Below are 18,892 nucleotides of genomic sequence, written 5' to 3' on the forward strand. Positions count from 1 at the left end.
TCCTCCTTCCGGTGGACCCGTTCAACCGGGCGAGGCCGCGATCGTTCCGCCCTTCGCGACCACGGCGCGCTGGGGTCCGGCCGTCTGCGGCGCGGTGTCCGCCGGGAAGATCAGGCTGATCCGCAGGCCCGGCTGGTTGTCCTCCAGCTCCAGCCGCGCCCCGTGCAGCCGTGCCACCGCGTCGACGAGGCTGAGTCCCAGCCCGTTGCCCGGCGATGCCCGCGCGGTGTCGAGCCGGACGAAGCGCTCCAGCACCTTGTCCCGCATGTCCGGCGGAATGCCGGAGCCGCTGTCGGCCACGGTCACCCGCGCCGCCTCGCCGTGGCCGGCGCCTTCCAGCAACAGGCTGATGTGGCCGCCCTCCGGCGTGTACTTGATGGCGTTGTCGAGCAGGTTCGCCACGGCCTGCGCCAGCAGCTGCTCGTTCCCGCGCACGGTGGCGTCGGCGCGGATCTCGGTGGTCAGCGTCTGGCCCTTCTCCTCCGCCACGGGTTCGTAGAGGTCGGCGGCGAGGCGCACCACCTCCGACAGGGACACCGGCTCCAGGTCGGTGCGCTTGGCGCCCGACTCGGCCTCGGCGATCGACAGCAGCGCCGTGAAGGTGGCGAGCAGCCGGTCGGCCTCCGTGATCGTGTCCTGAAGGACCGTCCGGTAGACCTCCGGGTCGTCGGTGTCGCGGATCAGCGCCAGTTCCACGCGGGCGCGCAGGCGCGACAGCGGGGTGCGCAGGTCGTGCGCCACGCTTTCCGTCACCTGCCGCATGCCGGTCATCAGCCGTTCGATCTGATCGAGCATCGCGTTCAGGTTGCCGGCGAGCCGGTCGATCTCGTCGCCGCCGCCACCGCGCGGCACGCGGCCGGTCAGGTCGCCGGCCATGATCTGGCGGGTGGTCCGGTTGATCAGCTCGATCCGGTGCATGGCGCCGCGCGCCAGCAGCAGGCCGCCGCCGACGCCCAGCACGACCGTCACGGCGAAGACCCAGCGCAGCGACTCCATCAGCCGCTTGCGCAGCTGGTCCAGCTCGCTCATGTCGCGGCCGACGAGCAGGCGGAACTGGCCGGGCAGCGTGAAGGCGACCGCCATGGCCGTGGAGGGCCGGGCGTCGGTGCCGCCGTAGTCGGACACCTTGAAATGGCTCCACCCCCCGGCGCCGGGCTGGACGTCGGGCCACGCGTTCAGGTTGCCGGCCAGGATGGAGCCGCTGGGCGTGGTGAGCAGGTAGATGGAGTTGGTGTGGCTAGCGACGCTGCGGTCGCGCACGGCGTCGACCAGCCCGCGCAGGCCGTTGCCGCGGTACTGGTCCTGGAGGCCGGCGACCTCCAGCGCGATGGTCTCGCCGATCTCCCGCTCCAGGAAGCCGGCGGTGGTGCGGTAGAGGATCAGGAGGATCACGCTGACCGACAGCACGAACAGCCCGAGATACAGCAGGGCCAGCCGGAACGGCGTGGTGCGCAGGAGCCGCAGAACGGGTGCCACGACCGCGATCACGCCCGGAACCTTATCCGGGGCCTCATTCCGCCACCCGCAGGCTGTAGCCGGCGCCGCGCACCGTGTGGATCAGCGGCGTCGGGAAGTCCTTGTCGATCTTCTGGCGCAGGCGGGCGATGTGCACGTCGATGACGTTGGTCTGCGGGTCGAAGTGATAGTCCCAGACATTCTCCAGCATCATGGTGCGGGTCACCACGCTGCCGGCGTTGCGCATCAGATACTCCAGCAGGGCGAATTCGCGCGGCAGCAGGTCGATGGCCTTGCCGGCGCGCTTCACCGTGCGGGACAGCAGGTCCAGTTCCAGGTCGCCGACGGACAGCTTGGTCTGCGGCTGGGCGGCTGTGCGCCGGCGCACCAGCACCTCGATGCGGGCGAGCAGTTCGGAAAAGGCGAAGGGCTTGGTCAGGTAGTCGTCGCCGCCCGCCTTCAGCCCCTTCACCCGGTCGTCCACGCTGCCGAGCGCCGACAGGAACAACACCGGCGTGTCGTTGCCGGTGGCGCGCAGGATCTCGACCAGCGACAAGCCGTCGCGGCCGGGCAGCATCCGGTCCACGACCATCACGTCGTAATGCTCCGCCCCGGCGAGGAAAAGGCCATCCTTGCCGTCGTTCGCGGTGTCCACGACGTGCCCGGCCTCCTTCAGCCCCTTCGCGAGGTAGGAGGCGGCCTGCTGATCATCTTCGATGACGAGGACTTTCATGAGCATGAGAATACCGCATCCTTCCGGCTGCCTAGAAGCCCCGAGTCCGATGGAAACAGAGGTAGGGCGAGGATGCCGATGGGGAGCGGGGGCTCGCTCCGCACCAGCATCCTCACCCGGATCACCGCCGCCCCGACCGGCCACCCGCTTGATGCGGCGGTCAGAGCGGCGGCAACGCCGATGGTCAGGCGTGGCCGAGCTTCAGCGGGACGAAGCTCTCGCTGCCGCGGCGGTTGACCAGCAGCAGGACCGCCTTGCGCCCGTCCTTCTCGGCCTGCGCCAGGGTCTTCGTCACGTCGGACGGCGAGGTGACGGTCTGGTCGCCGACCTTGACGATCACGTCGCCGGCACGGACCGGAACGTCGCCGGCCTTCGGTGAAACGGCGGTCACCACCACGCCCGTCACCCCGTCGTCGAGGCCAAGACGGGAGCGGGTGGCGCCGTCCAGCGGGGCGAGCTTCAGCCCCTTCACCGTTTCCACCGCCGACGTGTCGGCCGGCCCGCCGTCGGCGGCGGCGACCTTCTGTTCGGCCGGCAGCGGGGCGATGTCGGCGGTGACGGTCGTCTCCTTGCCGTGGCGCAGGATCTTGAGGTCGGCCTTGTCGCCGGCCTTGGTCTCCGCAACCCGGCGGGTCAGGTCGCGCAGTGTGTCCACCGGCTTGCCGTCGTAGGACAGGATCACGTCGCCCTGGTGCAGGCCGGCCTTGGCGGCGGGGCTGCCCGGGGTCACCTCCGCGACGAGCGCGCCCTTTGACTGGGACAGGCCGACGGTGTCGGCGATGTCCGGCGAGACCTCCTGGATCTTCACGCCGAGCCAGCCGCGCTCCACATGGCCGTTGTCCTTCAGCTGGGCGACGACCTCCTTCGCGAGGTTGGCCGGGATGGCGAAGCCGATGCCGACCGAGCCGCCGTTGGGCGAATAGATGGCGGTGTTGATGCCGATGACCTGGCCGTTCAGGTTGAAGGTCGGGCCGCCCGAGTTGCCGCGGTTGATGGCGGCGTCGAGCTGGAGATAGTCGTCGTACGGGCCGCTGTGGATGTCGCGGCCGCGCGCCGAGATGATGCCCTTGGTCACCGTGCCGCCCAGCCCGAAGGGGTTGCCGACCGCCATCACCCAGTCGCCGACGCGCGAGGCGTCGCTGTTGCCCCAGTCGAGCGACGGCAGGGGCTTGTCGGACGTGACCTTCAGCAGGGCGATGTCGGTCTTGGCGTCGCGCCCGACCAGCTTCGCCTTCAGGGCGGTGCCGTCCTGCAACGTGACGGTGATCTCCTCCGCCCCGTCGATGACGTGGTTGTTGGTGACCACGTAGCCCGACGGATCGACGATGAAGCCGGAGCCGAGCGAACCCATCTTGCCCCTGGGCTGCGCCTCGGGCTGCTCTTCACCTTGATCGGAGGGGTTCTGGCCGAACTGGTCCTGGAACTGCTTGAAGAATTCCTCGAAGGGCGAACCCGGCGGGAAGTTCGGCGCGCGTGGGCCGCGCTCGGCCTTGGCCTCCTGGGTGGTGGAAACGTTGACCACAGCGGGCGTCACCTTGGCGGCGAGGTCGGCGAAGGTCGCCGGCGCGTCCTGGGTCAGCACGGCCGCGGCGACAGCGTGCGGTGGGTTCGCGATCAAGAACGGCCCGGTGAGCACCGTGGTGCCGAGCAGCAGGGCGGCGATCGTCTTGCGCATCGATGGCTCTCCATGACTGGCGTGCGTTTATCGTTGCCCCAAAGGTAGGGGATGCCAGGTCACGGTGGCCTTGCGGCCGGATTAAATGATTTTAGGGTTTTGCGGCGTTTGGAATTGCCGCAGCAAACCTACTGTGAACCTTGCCGCAAGCATCCACCGTCATTCCCGCGAAGGCGGGAATCCCGGGCACTTCAGCCCCTTATCAGCAGAGTATTCTGGATCCCAGCCTTCGCTCTACGGTATGCACACATGTTTGTGTGCGGTAAGTATCTGAAAATGCAGCAAAATACCCCTCTCCCCTTGGGGGAGAGGGGGTGGGGTGAGGGGTCGTTACGGGCGGCAGCCCGGAGAAAAGCTCGTTTTCGGTCGCCTGCTGTTGTCTCCGGCCGGCCAGAGGCCGGCGCCACCCTCACCCCAAACCCCTCTCCCCTCAAGGGAGAGGGGCTTTTCCTTGACTGTATCAGGCACTTACCGCAATGGCGAAATGTGTGCATACCGTAGAGCCTTCGCTGGGATGACGCCAAGGCCATGTGTCGGAGCGGTCTTGAGGACCAGCCGCCAGAATTACAGCGCCGAGCCGGCCATCTGCTGGCGGATCTTCGTGGCCTGCTGGCGCACGCCGTCCAGGTGCGGGTTGATGGCGAGCGCCGCGTTGAAGGCGCGCAGCGCGCCCGCGGGCTCATCGATGGCCAGGTAGACGAGGCCGAGCCCGGCCAGGGCCCCGAAATGGCGCGGTTCCAGCGCCAGCGCGCGGCCGATGTCGCGCACCGCGTTGTCGTAATTGCCGAGCAGATACTCGGCGTTCGCGCGCTTGTCCCACCCTTCGGCGTAGTTCGGATCCCGCGCGACGACCGCGTCGAAGGCGGCCAGAGCCTCCGCGTAACGGTCGGCGTTCAGGTTCTGCACGCCTTCGCGCATGAGGAAGACGACGTCCTCCTGCGGGTGTTCCAGCCAGATGTCCCAGATTCGGTCCTGGACCGCCTCCGCCGCGACCTGATCGCTGGTGCCCAGCAGGTCGCCGAAGAGCGAATCGAGTCGGCCGTCCCCCTGCTCCGCCACGGCTGGCGCGGACAGAAGCGACAGAGCCACGAAGGCCACGATCAAGGAGATTCGTCGGGTCATACCCAAAAATTGGTGCGCGTTACTCAGAGGCAACACTCATCTTTTCGGATAATCTCCGTAAGAGGATCAACTCACCCATGCGTTGCACGCAAGAAACGAAGAACGGCCGGCGGATCGCTCCGCCGGCCGTCATTCTCAACAACCACAGATCAAGGCTGTGCCTGAAATCAGGCGGCCTTGCTGTTGCGGCCCGCCACGATTTCGTCGGTGACGTTGCGCGGCACCGGCTCGTAGTGGCTGAACTCCATCGTGTAGGACGCACGGCCGGAGGTCATGCCACGCAGCTGGCCGATGTAGCCGAACATTTCGTTCAGCGGCACATGGGCCTCAACGGCGATGTTCGCACCACGCTCCAGCTGGCCCAGCACCGTGCCGCGGCGGCGGTTCACGTCGCCGATGACGTCGCCCAGGTAGTCGTCCGGGGTGACGATCTCGACCTTCATGACCGGCTCGAGCAGGATCGGGGCGGCGAGCTTCAGAGCCTCGCGGAAGCAAGCCTTGGCGGCAATTTCGAACGTCAGGGCGTTCGAGTCGACGTCGTGGTACTTGCCGTCCACCAGGCGGGCGCGGAAGTCCACAGTCGGATAGGAGGCGAGCACGCCCTCTTCCTTCTGCATCTCCAGGCCCTTGGCGACCGACGGGACGTATTCGCGCGGCACCGAGCCGCCGACCGTCTCATCCTTGAACTCGAAGCCTTCACCACGCTCGCGCGGCTCGAAGACGATCTTCACCTCGGCGAACTGGCCCGAACCACCGGTCTGCTTCTTGTGGGTGTAGGTGTACTCGACCGGCTTGGTGATCGTCTCGCGGTAGGCCACCTGGGGCTTGCCCATGTTGCCTTCCACGCCGAACTCCGTGCGCATGCGGTCCAGCGTCACCTCCAGGTGCAGCTCGCCCATGCCGCGCAGGATGGTCTGGCCGGTTTCACGGTCGGTCTCCAGGCGGAGCGACGGATCCGCGCGGACCATCTTGCCCAGCGCGATGGAGAACTTCTCCTGCTCGCCCTTGGTCTTCGGCTCGACCGACACGCTGATGACGGGGTCCGGGAAGCGCATGCGCTCCAGGATCACCGGCGCGGAGGCGTCGCAGAGCGTGTCACCGGTCTCGGTCTCCTGCAGGGAGACGAGCGCGATGATGTCGCCGGCGCGGGCTTCCTCGATCGGGTTGGCTTCCTTCGCGAACATCTCGACCATGCGGCCGATCTTCTCGCGCTTGCCGCGGGTCGAGTTCAGGATCGACATGCCCTTCGTCAGCACGCCCGAGTAGACGCGGATGAAGGTCATCGAGCCGTAGGTGTCGTTCAGCACCTTGAAGGCCAGCGCCGAGAAGGGCGCGTCGTCGGAGCTGAGACGCTCGCCGTTCGGGTTGCCGTCCTCGTCCACCGTCTTGATCGCCTCGACGTCGGTCGGGGCCGGCAGGAAGTCGACGACCGCGTCCAGGACCTGCTGCACGCCCTTGTTCTTGTAGGACGAGCCGCAGAGGACCGGGGTGAAGGCGCTGGTGATCGTGCCCTTGCGGATGCAGGCGCGCAGAACGTCGGCCGACGGCTCCTCACCGCTGTCCAGGTAGGCCTCCATCGCGGCCTCGTCCTGCTCCAGGGCGGTGTCGACCAGCTCGGAGCGGAGCGCCGGGATGCTCTCGATGTTGTCGAGGTCTTCCTTGACGGTCAGGTTGAGCTTCTGGGCGAGATCATCGGTGATCTCCCAGATCTCCCACTTGCTGTCCTTGTCGTCGGAGAACCAGACGTAGGCCTTCATCTCGATCAGGTCGACCATGCCGCGGAAGTTGTCTTCCGAGCCCAGCGGAACCTGCAGGCAGACCGGGCGGGCGCCCAGGCGGTTCTTGATCATGTCGACGCAACGACGGAAGTTCGCGCCCGAACGGTCCATCTTGTTGACGTAGCACATGCGCGGAACGTTGTAGTTGTCCGCGAGGCGCCAGTTGGTCTCCGACTGCGGCTCCACGCCGGCGACACCGTCGAACACCACGACCGCGCCGTCGAGCACGCGGAGCGAGCGGTTCACCTCGATGGTGAAGTCCACGTGGCCCGGGGTGTCGATGACGTTGATCTTCTTGCCGCGCCAGAAGGCCGAGACGGCAGCCGACTGAATGGTGATGCCGCGCTTCTGCTCCTGCTCCATGTAGTCGGTCGTCGTCGACGTCTTGAGATCCTTCGTCTCGTGGACGTCGATGATCGTGTGCTTACGACCGGTGTAGTACAGGATGCGCTCGGTGGTCGTCGTCTTGCCGGCATCGACGTGGGCGATGATGCCGATGTTTCGGATGTCAGAAAGAGGCGTTTGGCGCGGCATGTTGCGGATCCATTACTGTAACGCGGCTATCGAAGCGCAACGACGGTCGTCCGCTCCGGCGGCAAGGTTGGTCGGGGTTTTACGGGTGATCTGTTAAGGCGTGATTAACATTCTGTAAATCCGGAAGGTCATGTCCTTCCGGATTTTTTCGAAGCGAGGCCCTCACAGACAGTGGGCCACGCCGGCAAACCCCAACCGAGGGAGCCGGGTCGCCCCGTTAACGCAGCTTATTTGGCTGCGGTCACCTGGATTTCAACGACATATTGGGGCGCGGCCAGCTTGGCTTCCACGGTGGCGCGGGCGGGCGCGTTGGCCTGATCGACCCACGCGTCCCACGCCTTGTTCATGGCGCCGAAGGTCGCGATGTCCGCCAGGTAGATGGTGGCGGACAGAAGCTTGGACTTGTCCGTTCCGGCCTCGGCCAGCAGGGCGTCGATCTGGCCCAGGATCTGGCGGGTCTGCATCTCCACGTCCTGAGTCGGATCATTCGCCACCTGGCCGGCCAGGTAGACCGTGTCCTTGTGGATGACCATCTGGCTCATGCGCGGTCCGGTATGGAAGCGCTGGATCGACATGGGTACGGCTCCGGTTACGGGGTCTTTGACGCGCGTACGTCTATGCGATTCACGACCAACCACATAGCAAAAAATGCGGCTTCACCGCTCAAAGCTGCCCCGCGCCCTCGTAACAGCGCGAAAAGGCGACTTTTCACCGCAAAGAGGGCGTATCCGCGGGCGCTTTCCCCACCAGCGCGGCCCCTTCGGCGGCATCAACGAAGGATGCGGCGGGCACAGCGATGTTGCGCGGGCTGGCGCTGGTCTGCGCGGCGACGGCGATCCCCGCCACGCCCCACGCGCCCTGGCCATCCGCCGTGCGGACGAGCAGCGCGGCGCCGCTGACCCCGCGCGTGCCGTTGCAGTCGTGGATCAGCAGCGTGCCCCGGGAGGTGCCGGCGACGCCCAGCGCCGCGCAGGCGGTGTCCGCGGTGACGATCTGCGCCTTGTCCTGGCTGTAGCCGCCGAGCATCAGCGGCGTGCCCGGCTCCGGCGGGACTCGGACGAGCGGCAGGGGCTCGACTCCGGCCGGCGCGTCGCCGGACAGGGTCAGCACCGCCCAGTCGCGGGCGATGCCCTCCGGCCGGCGGCCGGGGTCGAAGGGGCCGCCGACGGTCAGCGACGCGACCGTCCGGTGCTCCCGGTAGTCACCGCGGTCGTAGCCGAACAGGACGTGGAGGGACGAGGCCGGCAGGATTTGCTGCGCCCGGTTCAGCAGGCAATGCGCCGCGGTCGCCACCCGGCGCGGCGCCACCAGGACGCCGGTGCAGCGGCTGCCCAGGTTGGTCTGCACCTTGACGAGGCTGCGCCAGGGCGCCTCGGCCGTGTCCACGGCGGCGCGCCGGTCCTGCGCCCCGATGCCCGGCAACGCCGGGGACTGCGCGAGCGCCGAAGAGGTCGAAAGGGCGACAAGAAGGGCCGCCAGAAGGCCGCTCACACGTTCTTGATACGTTTTCATTTTCGCTGTACCCTGGCGGCCATGGCCACGCTGATCATCACGGAAAAGTCCAGCCAAGCAAAGGACCTGCGCGCCGCGCTCGGAGAGCGCTACGGGCGCATACTGCCGGCCGAGGGGCACCTGCTGCGGCTCGCCGAGCCGGACGAGGTGAATCCGGAGTGGAAGCGCTGGTCCTCCACCCTGCTGAAGCCGGACGGACTGTACCCGACGCGCCCCGACAGCGGCGGTAACAAATCGGCGAAACTGGCGGCGATCAAGGCGGCGCTGAAGGGCTGCGACCAGGTCATCCTCGCCACCGACTGCGACCGCGAGGGGCAGCTGATCGGCCAGGAGATCCTGGAGCATGTCGGCTATCGCGGCCGGGTGCAGCGGGCCCTGTTCACCGCCCAGGATCCCAAGACGATCCGCGACGCCTTCGCGAAGCTGAAGCCGAACGCCGAGCTGCGTCCGCTCTACGAAGCGGCGGTGGCACGCCAGCAGGCCGATCAGATCTTCAACCTCTCCCTGACGCGCACGGCGACCAAGACCCTGTTGGCGCCGGGCACCCGCGGGGTGATCGGCATCGGCCGGGTGAAGACCCCGACGCTGGCCATCGTCTGCATGCGCGAGCTGGAAATCCGCAACTTCAAGCCGGAGGACTACTTCGAGGTCGTGGCGACGGCGACGGCCGCCAACGGCAGCTTCCAGATGCGCCACGCCCCGCCGCCGAAGGACCGCATCAAGGACCGCGCCCGTGCCGAGGCCATCGCCCGCGCGGCGGACGGCCACAGCGGCCCGCTGTCGGTGGAGGTGGAGGAGAAGCGGCAGGGGCCGCCGAAGCTCTACGACCTGCCCTCGCTGCAGAAGACCTGCGGCCAGCGCTGGGGCTGGACCGCCGACCGGACGCTGGAGGTCGCGCAGGAACTCTATGACGGCGACGGCAAGAAGCTGATCACCTACCCGCGCGCGGAGGCCCGCTACCTGTCGGAGAACCAGATCGCCGACGTGCCGGCCATCACCGGCGCCCTGACCCGCTTGCGCGGCTTCGCGCACCTGGACCTGTCGCGGCCGGTGATCCGCCGGGGCAAGTCCGGCCACTTCTCCGACAAGGCGCTGGAGGGCGTGTCGCACCACGCCATCGTGCCCAACGTCAACGTGCTGGACGACCTGGAAAGCCGGCTGAACCGCCTGACCGACGACGAGAAGCGGCTGTTCGCCCTGATCTGCCGCTCCTACCTCGCCGCCGTGATGCCGGATTACGAGTACCGGCAGACCACGGTGCTGATGGATGTGCCGGTGGCCAATGAAAATGGAAGTATTAAGCCCGTGGCCTTCCGCGCGGTCGGGCGCATTCCGCTGAAGCTCGGCTGGAAGGCGGCTTTCGGCTCCGCCGAGACGGACGGCAAGCCGGAGGACGAGGCGGAGCAGACGCTGCCCCCGCTTACCCACGGCGAATCGGCCGCCCTGTCCGACCCGAAGGTCGAGGCCAAGCGCACCCAGGCGCCGCCGCGCTACAACGAGGGCACGCTGGTCGACGCCATGCAGAACGCCTGGCGCTTCGTCGAGGATCCCGCGCTCCGTGATCGCCTGAAGGAGGCCAAGGGCATCGGCACCCCGGCCACCCGGGCGGAGATCATCAAGGGCCTGCGCCGGCAGAACCTGCTGGGCGCCGACGGCAAGTGGCTGGTCCCGACCCCCGCCGGGCTGCAACTGTTCGAGACGTTGCGCGGCGCCGCCCCGACGCTCGTCGATCCGGGCACCACCGCGCTGTGGGAAATGAAGCTGGACGAGGTCGTCACCGGCCGCGCCGACTTCCGCACGGTGATCGACGGCATCGCTGACGAGGCCGGGCGGCTGATCGGCGCGCTGGTCGGCAACCGCGGGCCGGCGGTTGACTTGGGTGTCCGGGCTCCGGTTCGCGCGGTGCGCGGGGCCGGCGGACGGCGGCGGGCCGCCGCACCCCGCGCCAGTTCCGGGGCTTCCGCGACTCCCCGCACCCGCAAGCGGACCACGAAGGCACCCCTCCCCGAGGCCGTAGTCGAGGGCGAGGCGCCGAAGCCGCGCCGCACCCGCAAGACGAAGGCCGCCGCAGCGCCGGTCGACGTCGCCACCCTGTCCGAGGCACCGCCCCCCGCCCCGCCCCCGAGCGCCGGCCGGCGCAAGGCCCCGACCGACAAGATGGTCGCCTTCGCCCGCAGCCTCGCCGACCGCAAGGGCGTGGAGCTTCCCGACGCGGTGTTGCAAGACTTCGACAGCTGCCGCCAATTCCTGGACCAGCACGCGCGGGGATGATCTTTACGTAAGCGCCGGCGCTGGGCCCCCTTCCTCCCAGCCTTCGGCTGGGCCCCTCCTTCCCCCACCTTCGGCGGGGGCAGGTTTGAAGCCCTCCCCCGCGAAGTGGGGGAGGGTTGGGTGGGGGCCCAGCGCGACCACTTCCCAGCGAAATCCCTCAACACCTGTGGCCCAGGCCACAGCGGGGCGCCGGGAGCTCCCCTATCCTCCGGCCATCGACCCCGCCGCGGCATCAGCCCGGCTTCGCAATGTTCGGAGGAGTATCATCCCATGCGCCGCCTGATCCTGATCGCCGCCGCTGCCGCCACCCTGCTCTCCGCCCCGGCTTTCGCCCTGGATCTCCAGACGGGTGGACTGCCAATCGCTCCCCGGATGAACGGCCCCTTCAACCCCTTCGCCGCGTCGCAGCTCACCAGCACCAACGTCGGCGTCAACACGAACACCGCCGCCGGCATCGGCAACCGGGCGCAGCAGCAGACTCTTGGTTTCCAACAGGGCGGCTTCCCCTTCGGGCCGGGCGCGGCCTTCGGTGCGGGCGGCGGCGCTCCACTCGTCTCCACCAACGTCGGGGTCAACACGAACACCGCCGCGGGCATCGGCAACAAGGCCAAGCAGGGCGTGGCCGGCGTGTCCATTGATTTCGGCAAGGGCGGCTTCGGCCGCGGAGGCAGCCTGGTGGACACCAACGTCAACGTGAACACCAACGTCGCCGCGGGCATCGGCAACAGCGCCGGCCAGGGCGTCTTCGGGCTCCAGGGCCGCTGATCGGCCGTTCGACCGGATGCCGCCGGACCATCCGGCGGCATCCCTTTCCATGCCTTGCGACCAGTCAAGGGAGAGCTTCCGCCATGCTTCGCCTCGCCCTGCCGGCCTTCGGCCCTGTCGCCGCAATCCTGCTCCTGACCGCCGCCCCCGCGGGCGCGGAGAACCTCGCCTGCCAGTCGGTCAACGGCAAGACGGTGTGCAGCCGCGGCACCCTGTCCTGCCAGACGCTGAACGACAAGACGACCTGCACGACCGGGCCGGGCGTGCTGAGCTGCGAGACGGTCAACGGCAACACCTCCTGCCGCCGCAGCTCCGCGCAGCCCGACCTGAAGCCGCTGACCACGCCGCCGATGCCCCAGATGCCGTCCCTGGCACCGTCGGCCCGGCCCACGCCCGACCGTCCCTTCGGCCGCAAAGCCCCCTTCGAGGAGGATGCGCGTATCGATGAGGACACTCACGGCCTGACCGTCCGGGTCGGCCAGCTGGTGGCTTCCATTGACTAGCCCCGCACGAGCAACCGGAACGGAGGGTCCCGTCATGCCCCTTCCCGACAGCCTGGAGGCCGTCGCCCGCGACCGCCTCGCCCAACTCGGCCTGCGCGACTGCGCCTATGTCAAGGCGGTGACCCGCCGGGGACGGACCCGCTACGTCGCCTACGGCGCCGACGGGACGAAGCTTTGGCAGTTCCGCAGCCGCGAACTGGCCGACGCCGCCATGGCCCAGCAGGATCTGCGGGCGCTGAGCGTCCACTGAAAGATGTGGCCCGCCTCACAGCGGCGCGGCGGCCTCCCGCCTAGGATGCCCTCACGACACCACGCCCGCCGAACGAAGGAGCCCACGATGGTCCGCACCGCACTGCTCTCCGGGTTTGCCGCCCTGGCGCTTCTGGGCGGAACCGCCGCCGCGCAGGACGCGGGCGGCTTCGCGGTCGATCCGCGGCTGGGCGCAACCGTCGGCATGTCGATGGGCATGGGGATGGGGATGCCGCCCCTGATGCCGCGCCAGCCGGTCTTCGCCAACGCCGCGCCGCGCGGGGCGCCTCCGGGCGCCACGGTCACCAACCCGAACGTCAGCCGCAGGGAGCTGTCGCAGCAGGCCATCACCAAGATCCGCGGCGACGCCGGCTTCCTGGGCGGCTTCAACAAGGGCCAGGCGCTGGCCGGCAGCCGTCAGCCGCCGCCGGAGCCGATCGTCCCGAACTTCAACTTCATCGACGCGCCCTTCATCGTGAACAACTTCGACAGCTCGCTGGCCCTGTCCTTCGGCGACAGCAACGTGACGCAGCAGTTCGTGGTGCAGGGCGGCGAGGGCGGCGAGGCCGTCGGGGACGCCGGGGGTGCAGCGCCCGCGGCGCAGCCCCAGGCCCAGGCTCCCACGCCGGCCCCGACGCAGACGGCCGCACCCGCCGTGCCGACGCCGAAGCCCATGCCGGGCGTGTTCACCGGCAACGGCCGCGTCCCGGCGCCCGGCGAGATCGACGGGCTGTCGTCCGCCTTCGGCCCGCTGCCCCACCTGCCGACGGCGCTCGCCAACGGCGGGATCCAGTTCAACAACGTCGGCAGCGCCTTCAACGCCGCCGTCGGCCAGGGCAACACCGCCATCCAGAACTTCACCAGTGTGCAGAAGCGCGGCAGGCGCTGACACCCGAGCAACAAAAAGGGCCCTCTCCCCAGTCGGGGGAGAGGGCCTTTTCCTTGCGAGAGGACCGTTACGCGGTGACCGCGTCGCGGGCCGGCTGCTGGGCGGCCGGCTGGCCGACCGTTTGCGGGACCGGCAGCGGGGCCGGGCGCGGAGCGCGGGCCGGCAGCATGTCGCCGATCGCGAAGCCCACCGCCATGAGGTTCGGCACGGCCATGGCGAACAGAAGGGCCGACCACAGCTCCAGCGACAGGGTGCCCAGCGGGTTCACCAGGGCCGCGGTGGCCGAGGCCGCCAGCAGAGCGCCGGACAGGTAGGCTTCCGGCTTGGCGCAGAAGCGGCTGGGGGCCCGCTTGCCGCCCTTGGCGGTGACGCGGAAGGCGTCACGCTTGCGGATCACACCGCGGAGCGCCGCCATCGCCACCGTGGTGGACAGCGCCATGCCGACGGCGCAGGCCCCGATGCTCTCCTTCCACGAGTTGCCCGAGGCGTAGCGGGAGGCCAGCAGGCTCGAACCGGCGCGCAGGACCAGGGCGCCCAGCACCGCGGCGGTGGCCTGCACCGGCGGCAGGTGCAGCGGCAGAACCAGCGAGGCGAAGGTCCAGACGATGGCGGCGCCGGCGGCGATCACGCCCACCGCATCCGACCACCAGCGGGCCCAGTTGGTCAGGTAGCCGACCTTCTGCCCGGTGGTGAGCGCCGTGGAGCCCGGCAGGAACTTCCGCCAGTGGGCGCGCAGGATCTGCGTGGAGCCGAACACCCAGCGGTCGCGCTGCTTGCGGAACTGCATGAAGTTGTCCGGCGCCAGCCCCTCGCCCAGCCGCTCGTCCGTGTAGGCGGCGCGGTAGCCGGCCGACAGGATGCGGATGCCAAGCTCGGTGTCCTCGCAGATGCCCTCTTCCGACCAGCCGCCGACCTGCTCCATGGCGGAGCGGCGCAGCATGATCATCGTGCCGTGGCAGATGAAGGCCTGGGTCGCCAGACCCTCCTGCATGCCGACGTCGAAGAAGGGACGGTACTCCGCGGTCATGGCGGCCTTTAGCGGGGTCTCGTAGCCGTCGCGGTGTTCCTGCGGGGCCTGCACGATGCCCACGCTGGGGTCGGCGAAGGTCGGGGCCAGCTTGTTCAGCCAGTCCGGCGACACGGTGTAGTCGGCGTCCAGAACCGCGACGATCTCGGCGGCGGGGTCGGTGTGGCGCAGCGCCGCGTTCAGCGCGCCGGCCTTGAAGCCGCTGATCTTCTTGTACCAGTGGAACTTGAACTTCGGGCCCAGCTCCGCGCACAGCTCCTCGACGGGGCGCACCAGCTCCTCGTCCTCGGTGTTGTTGATGAGGACGACGACCTCGTAGTTCGGGTAGTCCAGCCGGGCGAGCGAGGTCAGCGTGGCGGCCAGCACATCCGGCTGCTCGCGGCAGGCGGCGACGTGGATGGACACCATCGGCTTGTGCTCCGGCACGGCGGGGACCCGCGGCAGCAGCTCCGGCGCGCGGCCGGTGAACAGGCGCCGGACCACGTCGGTCAGGTCGGCGAAGGCGACGCCCATCATCAGGGCACCCAGCGCGAAGGCGGAGCCCCAGGTGGTCGCAGCACCGAAGGTCAGGTACTCGCCGTAGGCGCCGGCGACGGCGGAACCGACGCCGAAGCCGATGATGTTGGCGCCCGCCGAGGCGACCAGCGCGTAGCCCAGGCCCGTCCGGCGCCGGAAGGCGACGAAGGCCGACAAAGCGAGGCCGAGGCCAAGCGCCACGGCGGCGCCGACGCGGTCGCCGTAGGGGGCCGGGACATCGCCGGCCAGCGGCCACTTCGGCGCGCGGTCGGCGTCCAGCACGCCCCAGGTCGGGCCGGGCGAGCCCTCGATGGTGGACTTCCAGATGCCGTCGAAGGCTTCCACCACGTTGTAGTCGATGCCGAGCATGCCGGCCTCGGCCGCGAAGTTGCGGACGATGAAGGCCTGGGACTGCGGCGTGGCGTAGGCGTCGTGGAAGTTCTCGCCGCCCGACGGCCAGCCCACCTCGCCGACGAACAGCGGCTTGCCCGGGTGCGCCTTGCGCACGGTGTCCAGCCGGTCGCGGATCCAGGTCAGCGCCTTGTCGGCCGGCACGCCTTCCCAGTAGGGCAGAACGTGCACGCCCATATAGTCCGACGCCTTGATGGTCTCGTTCGCCTTGACGATCTCCGACCACACGTCGGCGGTGCCGACCTTGATGTGCTTGGGCACCCCAGCGCGCACGCGCTTGACGTAGCCGGCCAGCTGGCTGTCGGTCAGCTCGGCGCGCAGCAGCGTCTCGTTGCCGACGACGATGCGGGTGATGCCGCGCACCGTCTTCGCCAGCGTGATGGCGCGGGTGACCTCCTGCTCGTTGCGGGCCATGTCCTTGCTGAGCCAGACGCCCAGCGAGACGTCCAGGCCGTGCTTGGCCGCGATGGCCGGCACTTCGCCCTGGGAGCCCAGCGTGGAGTAGGTGCGGACACCATCGGCGAAGCCGGCGATGGCCGTCATGTCCTTGTCGATCTCCGTCTCGTCGACCACCGGCGAGTGGTTCGGGTCGTAGTCGCGGCCCGACGGGGAGTAGGACACGGATTCGATGCGTCCCGGCTGCGCATCCACAGGAGTGGGCGCGTTGCGCCAGGACCAGAAGGACGCGTGGCCGGCAGTCACGGCCAGCATGGCGGCGGCGAGCGCCGCAGACCGGATCGAACGCTTCGGGTTGCTCATGTGGGGAGGTTCGCAAGCCTGGAAGTGGGGTGGCGGGCGCCACCGGACACTGAGACGAACGTGCACCGCAAAAAACTATTCCCACAGGGCGCGCAGATTTTTCGTCCGCGGATTTTGGGCCGTTACGGCAGGGAACGGCCGGCGCTCCGCTCCTGTTGGCAGGTCCAACCACAAAGACCGGAGACGGGAGAATGACCAGCAAGAAAGTCGATGTGGACGCGCTGGAAGAGACCATGGAGGAGGTCGTGGAAACGCTCGACCTCGCCGAACAGGCCGCCAACCACGCGCAGGCCCGCAACCCCGACCCCATCGACCGCGCCCGCGCCGCCGCCATTCAGAAGCAGGCGGAAGCGATGCTCGACGCGGCCGCGGAGTCCGGCGGCGGCGCGGGCGGCGAGCGCAAGGCGCCCTTCATGCCCAACCCGCCGCGCTCCGGCGGCCTGGTGAACTGAGACCCAAGCGGAAAAGGAAACGAACATGGCCGGCAAACACGAGCAGAGCCCGGAACACAAGAAGGCCCACGACCTCGCCGAGGAGGCCATCGAGAAGGCCGCCGACGGCGACACCCGCAAGGCGCGGGAACTGGCCGATCAGGCCAAGGACATCGACCCGAAGATCAGCGAGGAAATGGCCAAGGAGATCGAGGACGACCGCCGCAAGGCGGAGAAGTTCAAGGGTCAGGGCGAGAGGTAAATTCTTCCCCTCTCCCGCCCCGGGAGAGGGTGGCCGCTGAAAGCGGCCGGGTGAGGGTCGCGCAAGGATACTGCATCGATCCTTGCCGTTACCCTCACCCTTCCCACTTCGTGGGCCCCTTCCCTCTCCCGGGACGGGAGAGGGAGTTTACGCTCCCCTCGCCTGCACCTCCCCGCCCATCCGCGCCTGCCCGGTCGGGCACAGCTCCAGCAGGACGCAGCGGTGGCAGGCGGGATCGCGGTAGCTGCAGACGCGCTGGCCGTGCAGCATCATCACTTCGTGATTGTCGTAGATCTGCTGCGCCGTCCAGTCCGGCGGCAGCTGCGCTTCCAGGATGCGGTGCGAGGGGCCGACCGCGACGCTCGGCGGGATCAGGCCGGTGCGCACCGCCACGCGGTGATGGTGGCTGTCCACCGGCAGGGCCGGTCGGCGCAGGCTGCTGAAGCTCATCACCGCAGCACTCGTCTTCGGGCCGACGCCCGGAAGCTGCTCCAGCCAGGCGCGCGCCTCCTCCACCGACAGCTCCGCCAGGAAGTCCAGCGACAGTTCGCCGCGCAGCTCCGTGATCCGGCGCAGGATCGCCTGGATGCGCGGGGCCTTCTGCTCCGGCCAGGTGACGCCGGCGATGGTCGCCTCCACCTCCGCCGGGTCGGCGTCGCGCACCGCGGCCCAATCGCCGCCCCTGCCGCCGTCCCAGCGCGCGCGCAGGGCGCGGAAGGCCGCCCCCGACGCGGCGTTGCGCGTGCGGTGCGACAGAAGGGAGGAGACCAGCTCGCTCAACGGATCCAGCGCCCGGAAATAGGCCACCGGGCAGCCGAAGATCAGGCAGAGCCGGCGGTGGATTTCCAGAAGCTTGTCTTGGAGGGATTCGGTCATCCGTCGCTCCCCGGCAAAGGGCTGGTCGGGTAGGCGCGCCCCCGCCAGACGGAGGGCCGGCCAAAGGCGGAGCGGACCAGCGCGGTCCATTGAATCGCCAGCATCACCAGAACGCCCACCGGGTGGAGCAGCGCGCCGACAAGGCTCTGGTGATAGCGGACGGCGAGCAAAAGCCGCAGCGCCACCCCCACCCCAGCCGCCAGGGCCGGCACCCAGCCGGGGCTGAGGGCCAGCAGGAGCCAGGGCAGGACGTGGCCGCCGAACAGCAGCACGGTCCAGACCGGCAGCGCCGCGGGGGTCGCCATGCCCTCCGTCGCGTTCTTGGAAAAGCCGGCCCAGACCTGCCCAAAGCCCTGGTACATGCGGCAGCGGGCGAGGCCGGTCGCGTCGAACAGGTCGGTCCGATGCCCGGCGCGGCGGAAGGCGCGCGGCAGGGTCACGCCGTCGTGCAGGGAGGTCCGGATGGCGGCGTGCCCGCCGGCCTCGGCGTAGGCGTCGCGGTCCACCAGCATCAACTGCCCGCAGGCGGCCCCGAAGCCCGGATGGGCGCTGAACCGCATGCCGAGCATCGGCAAATAGCCCAGCAGAAGCACATGGATCATCGGGATCACCAGCGCCTCGCCAAGGGTGCCGGTGACCTGACGCGGGAAGCCGCTGACCAGCCCTGCCCCGCTGTCGCGGAGATAGGCCACCATGCGGCCGAGCGCGTTTGGCTCCAGCCGGACGTCGGCGTCCTGGAACAGCAGGACGGGATGGCGCGCCAGCGTGCCGAGCACGTGGCAGGCGTGCTGCTTGCCCGACCAGCCCGGCGGCAGCGGCGGCGCTGCGGCCAGCCGCACGCGCGGGTCGCGCGCGGCGAGCCCCCGGACGATCGCCGCCGTGTTGTCGGTGGAATGGTCGTCGAGAACGATGACCTCAAGCTCCACGCCGGGCTGCGCCAGGGCGGCCAGCACCGCCCCGGCGATGCTGGATTCCTCATTGCGCGCGGGGATGAGGATGGAGACGGCGGCGTTGGGCACCGTCCGCAGCGGCGGCGCCCGGTACAGCGCCATGTTCACCAGGCACATCCCCAGCGGCAGAAGCGCAAGCGCCAAGGCAACCCAGGCCAGTTCCACCATCATTCA

General features: G+C 69.2%; 17 protein-coding genes. 7 read left to right on the forward strand and 10 right to left on the reverse strand.

Annotated elements, in window-relative coordinates:
• Positions 1–21 precede the first annotated feature (21 nt).
• The 7 genes from J2851_RS08740 to J2851_RS08770 all read right to left on the reverse strand — a co-directional run bounded on the left by J2851_RS08740 (position 22) and on the right by J2851_RS08770 (position 8,809).
• Positions 22–1,488, reverse strand: a complete 1,467-nt coding sequence (locus J2851_RS08740) for a sensor histidine kinase (RefSeq protein WP_307419326.1) — start codon at positions 1,486–1,488, stop codon at positions 22–24.
• A gap of 22 nt (positions 1,489–1,510) precedes the next feature.
• Positions 1,511–2,188: a winged helix-turn-helix domain-containing protein gene (locus J2851_RS08745; protein ID WP_209766044.1), complete on the reverse strand. Its 678-nt coding sequence runs from the start codon at positions 2,186–2,188 to the stop codon at positions 1,511–1,513.
• A gap of 184 nt (positions 2,189–2,372) precedes the next feature.
• Positions 2,373–3,863, reverse strand: a complete 1,491-nt coding sequence (locus J2851_RS08750; RefSeq protein ID WP_209765795.1) for a DegQ family serine endoprotease — start codon at positions 3,861–3,863, stop codon at positions 2,373–2,375.
• Between the two features lie 564 nt (positions 3,864–4,427).
• Positions 4,428–4,985 (reverse strand): tetratricopeptide repeat protein, encoded by a 558-nt coding sequence (locus J2851_RS08755; RefSeq protein WP_209765796.1) that lies wholly within the window; start codon positions 4,983–4,985, stop codon positions 4,428–4,430.
• Between the two features lie 167 nt (positions 4,986–5,152).
• Positions 5,153–7,297 (reverse strand): elongation factor G, encoded by a 2,145-nt coding sequence (fusA, locus tag J2851_RS08760; protein WP_209765798.1) that lies wholly within the window; start codon positions 7,295–7,297, stop codon positions 5,153–5,155.
• 227 nt (positions 7,298–7,524) lie between these two features.
• Positions 7,525–7,872, reverse strand: coding sequence for a RidA family protein (locus tag J2851_RS08765; RefSeq protein ID WP_209765800.1), 348 nt, complete (start codon positions 7,870–7,872; stop codon positions 7,525–7,527).
• Positions 7,873–8,005: 133 nt separating this feature from the next.
• Positions 8,006–8,809 (reverse strand): trypsin-like serine peptidase, encoded by an 804-nt coding sequence (locus J2851_RS08770; protein ID WP_246500519.1) that lies wholly within the window; start codon positions 8,807–8,809, stop codon positions 8,006–8,008.
• Between the two features lie 21 nt (positions 8,810–8,830).
• On the opposite strand from J2851_RS08770, the gene J2851_RS08775 reads away from it, so the two are divergent.
• The 5 genes from J2851_RS08775 to J2851_RS08795 all read left to right on the forward strand — a co-directional run bounded on the left by J2851_RS08775 (position 8,831) and on the right by J2851_RS08795 (position 13,486).
• Complete coding sequence (locus J2851_RS08775; RefSeq protein ID WP_246500520.1) at positions 8,831–11,080, forward strand: DNA topoisomerase; 2,250 nt, start codon at positions 8,831–8,833, stop codon at positions 11,078–11,080.
• 270 nt (positions 11,081–11,350) lie between these two features.
• Complete coding sequence (locus J2851_RS08780; protein WP_209765806.1) at positions 11,351–11,845, forward strand: hypothetical protein; 495 nt, start codon at positions 11,351–11,353, stop codon at positions 11,843–11,845.
• Between the two features lie 83 nt (positions 11,846–11,928).
• Positions 11,929–12,348: a hypothetical protein gene (locus tag J2851_RS08785; RefSeq protein WP_209765808.1), complete on the forward strand. Its 420-nt coding sequence runs from the start codon at positions 11,929–11,931 to the stop codon at positions 12,346–12,348.
• Between the two features lie 34 nt (positions 12,349–12,382).
• Positions 12,383–12,598, forward strand: coding sequence for a hypothetical protein (locus J2851_RS08790; protein ID WP_209765810.1), 216 nt, complete (start codon positions 12,383–12,385; stop codon positions 12,596–12,598).
• A gap of 87 nt (positions 12,599–12,685) precedes the next feature.
• Positions 12,686–13,486, forward strand: coding sequence for a hypothetical protein (locus tag J2851_RS08795; protein WP_209765812.1), 801 nt, complete (start codon positions 12,686–12,688; stop codon positions 13,484–13,486).
• A 67-nt stretch (positions 13,487–13,553) separates the two neighbouring features.
• On the opposite strand, the gene J2851_RS08800 is transcribed toward J2851_RS08795, so the two are convergent.
• Positions 13,554–16,199: a glycosyltransferase gene (locus J2851_RS08800; RefSeq protein ID WP_209765814.1), complete on the reverse strand. Its 2,646-nt coding sequence runs from the start codon at positions 16,197–16,199 to the stop codon at positions 13,554–13,556.
• 191 nt (positions 16,200–16,390) lie between these two features.
• On the opposite strand from J2851_RS08800, the gene J2851_RS08805 reads away from it, so the two are divergent.
• Together J2851_RS08805 and J2851_RS08810 are read left to right on the forward strand one after the other, a co-directional pair.
• Positions 16,391–16,651 (forward strand): hypothetical protein, encoded by a 261-nt coding sequence (locus tag J2851_RS08805; protein WP_209765816.1) that lies wholly within the window; start codon positions 16,391–16,393, stop codon positions 16,649–16,651.
• A 25-nt stretch (positions 16,652–16,676) separates the two neighbouring features.
• Complete coding sequence (locus J2851_RS08810) at positions 16,677–16,892, forward strand: hypothetical protein (protein WP_209765818.1); 216 nt, start codon at positions 16,677–16,679, stop codon at positions 16,890–16,892.
• 147 nt (positions 16,893–17,039) lie between these two features.
• On the opposite strand, the gene J2851_RS08815 is transcribed toward J2851_RS08810, so the two are convergent.
• On the reverse strand, positions 17,040–17,768 hold the full coding sequence (locus J2851_RS08815) for an endonuclease III domain-containing protein (RefSeq protein WP_209765820.1): 729 nt from the start codon (positions 17,766–17,768) through the stop codon (positions 17,040–17,042).
• On the reverse strand, positions 17,765–18,889 hold the full coding sequence (locus tag J2851_RS08820; RefSeq protein ID WP_307419320.1) for a glycosyltransferase family 2 protein: 1,125 nt from the start codon (positions 18,887–18,889) through the stop codon (positions 17,765–17,767). The genes J2851_RS08815 and J2851_RS08820 overlap by 4 nt, the downstream gene beginning before the upstream one ends.
• Positions 18,890–18,892: the final 3 nt, after the last annotated feature.

Source organism: Azospirillum rugosum, assembly GCF_017876155.1.
Classification (GTDB): Bacteria; Pseudomonadota; Alphaproteobacteria; order Azospirillales; family Azospirillaceae; genus Azospirillum; species Azospirillum rugosum.

What these genes read in the sequence shown, in the direction of transcription:
- J2851_RS08745 (WP_209766044.1), bottom strand. Translation starts at nt 2,188, where the DNA reads ATGAAAGTCCTCGTCATCGAAGATGATCAGCAGGCCGCCTCCTACCTC.
- J2851_RS08800 (WP_209765814.1), bottom strand. Translation starts at nt 16,199, where the DNA reads ATGAGCAACCCGAAGCGTTCGATCCGGTCTGCGGCGCTCGCCGCCGCC.
- J2851_RS08805 (WP_209765816.1), top strand. Translation starts at nt 16,391, where the DNA reads ATGACCAGCAAGAAAGTCGATGTGGACGCGCTGGAAGAGACCATGGAG.
- J2851_RS08770 (WP_246500519.1), bottom strand. Translation starts at nt 8,809, where the DNA reads ATGAAAACGTATCAAGAACGTGTGAGCGGCCTTCTGGCGGCCCTTCTT.
- fusA (WP_209765798.1), bottom strand. Translation starts at nt 7,297, where the DNA reads ATGCCGCGCCAAACGCCTCTTTCTGACATCCGAAACATCGGCATCATC.
- J2851_RS08755 (WP_209765796.1), bottom strand. Translation starts at nt 4,985, where the DNA reads ATGACCCGACGAATCTCCTTGATCGTGGCCTTCGTGGCTCTGTCGCTT.
- J2851_RS08820 (WP_307419320.1), bottom strand. Translation starts at nt 18,889, where the DNA reads ATGATGGTGGAACTGGCCTGGGTTGCCTTGGCGCTTGCGCTTCTGCCG.
- J2851_RS08785 (WP_209765808.1), top strand. Translation starts at nt 11,929, where the DNA reads ATGCTTCGCCTCGCCCTGCCGGCCTTCGGCCCTGTCGCCGCAATCCTG.
- J2851_RS08765 (WP_209765800.1), bottom strand. Translation starts at nt 7,872, where the DNA reads ATGTCGATCCAGCGCTTCCATACCGGACCGCGCATGAGCCAGATGGTC.
- J2851_RS08780 (WP_209765806.1), top strand. Translation starts at nt 11,351, where the DNA reads ATGCGCCGCCTGATCCTGATCGCCGCCGCTGCCGCCACCCTGCTCTCC.
- J2851_RS08750 (WP_209765795.1), bottom strand. Translation starts at nt 3,863, where the DNA reads ATGCGCAAGACGATCGCCGCCCTGCTGCTCGGCACCACGGTGCTCACC.
- J2851_RS08790 (WP_209765810.1), top strand. Translation starts at nt 12,383, where the DNA reads ATGCCCCTTCCCGACAGCCTGGAGGCCGTCGCCCGCGACCGCCTCGCC.
- J2851_RS08795 (WP_209765812.1), top strand. Translation starts at nt 12,686, where the DNA reads ATGGTCCGCACCGCACTGCTCTCCGGGTTTGCCGCCCTGGCGCTTCTG.
- J2851_RS08810 (WP_209765818.1), top strand. Translation starts at nt 16,677, where the DNA reads ATGGCCGGCAAACACGAGCAGAGCCCGGAACACAAGAAGGCCCACGAC.
- J2851_RS08815 (WP_209765820.1), bottom strand. Translation starts at nt 17,768, where the DNA reads ATGACCGAATCCCTCCAAGACAAGCTTCTGGAAATCCACCGCCGGCTC.
- J2851_RS08775 (WP_246500520.1), top strand. Translation starts at nt 8,831, where the DNA reads ATGGCCACGCTGATCATCACGGAAAAGTCCAGCCAAGCAAAGGACCTG.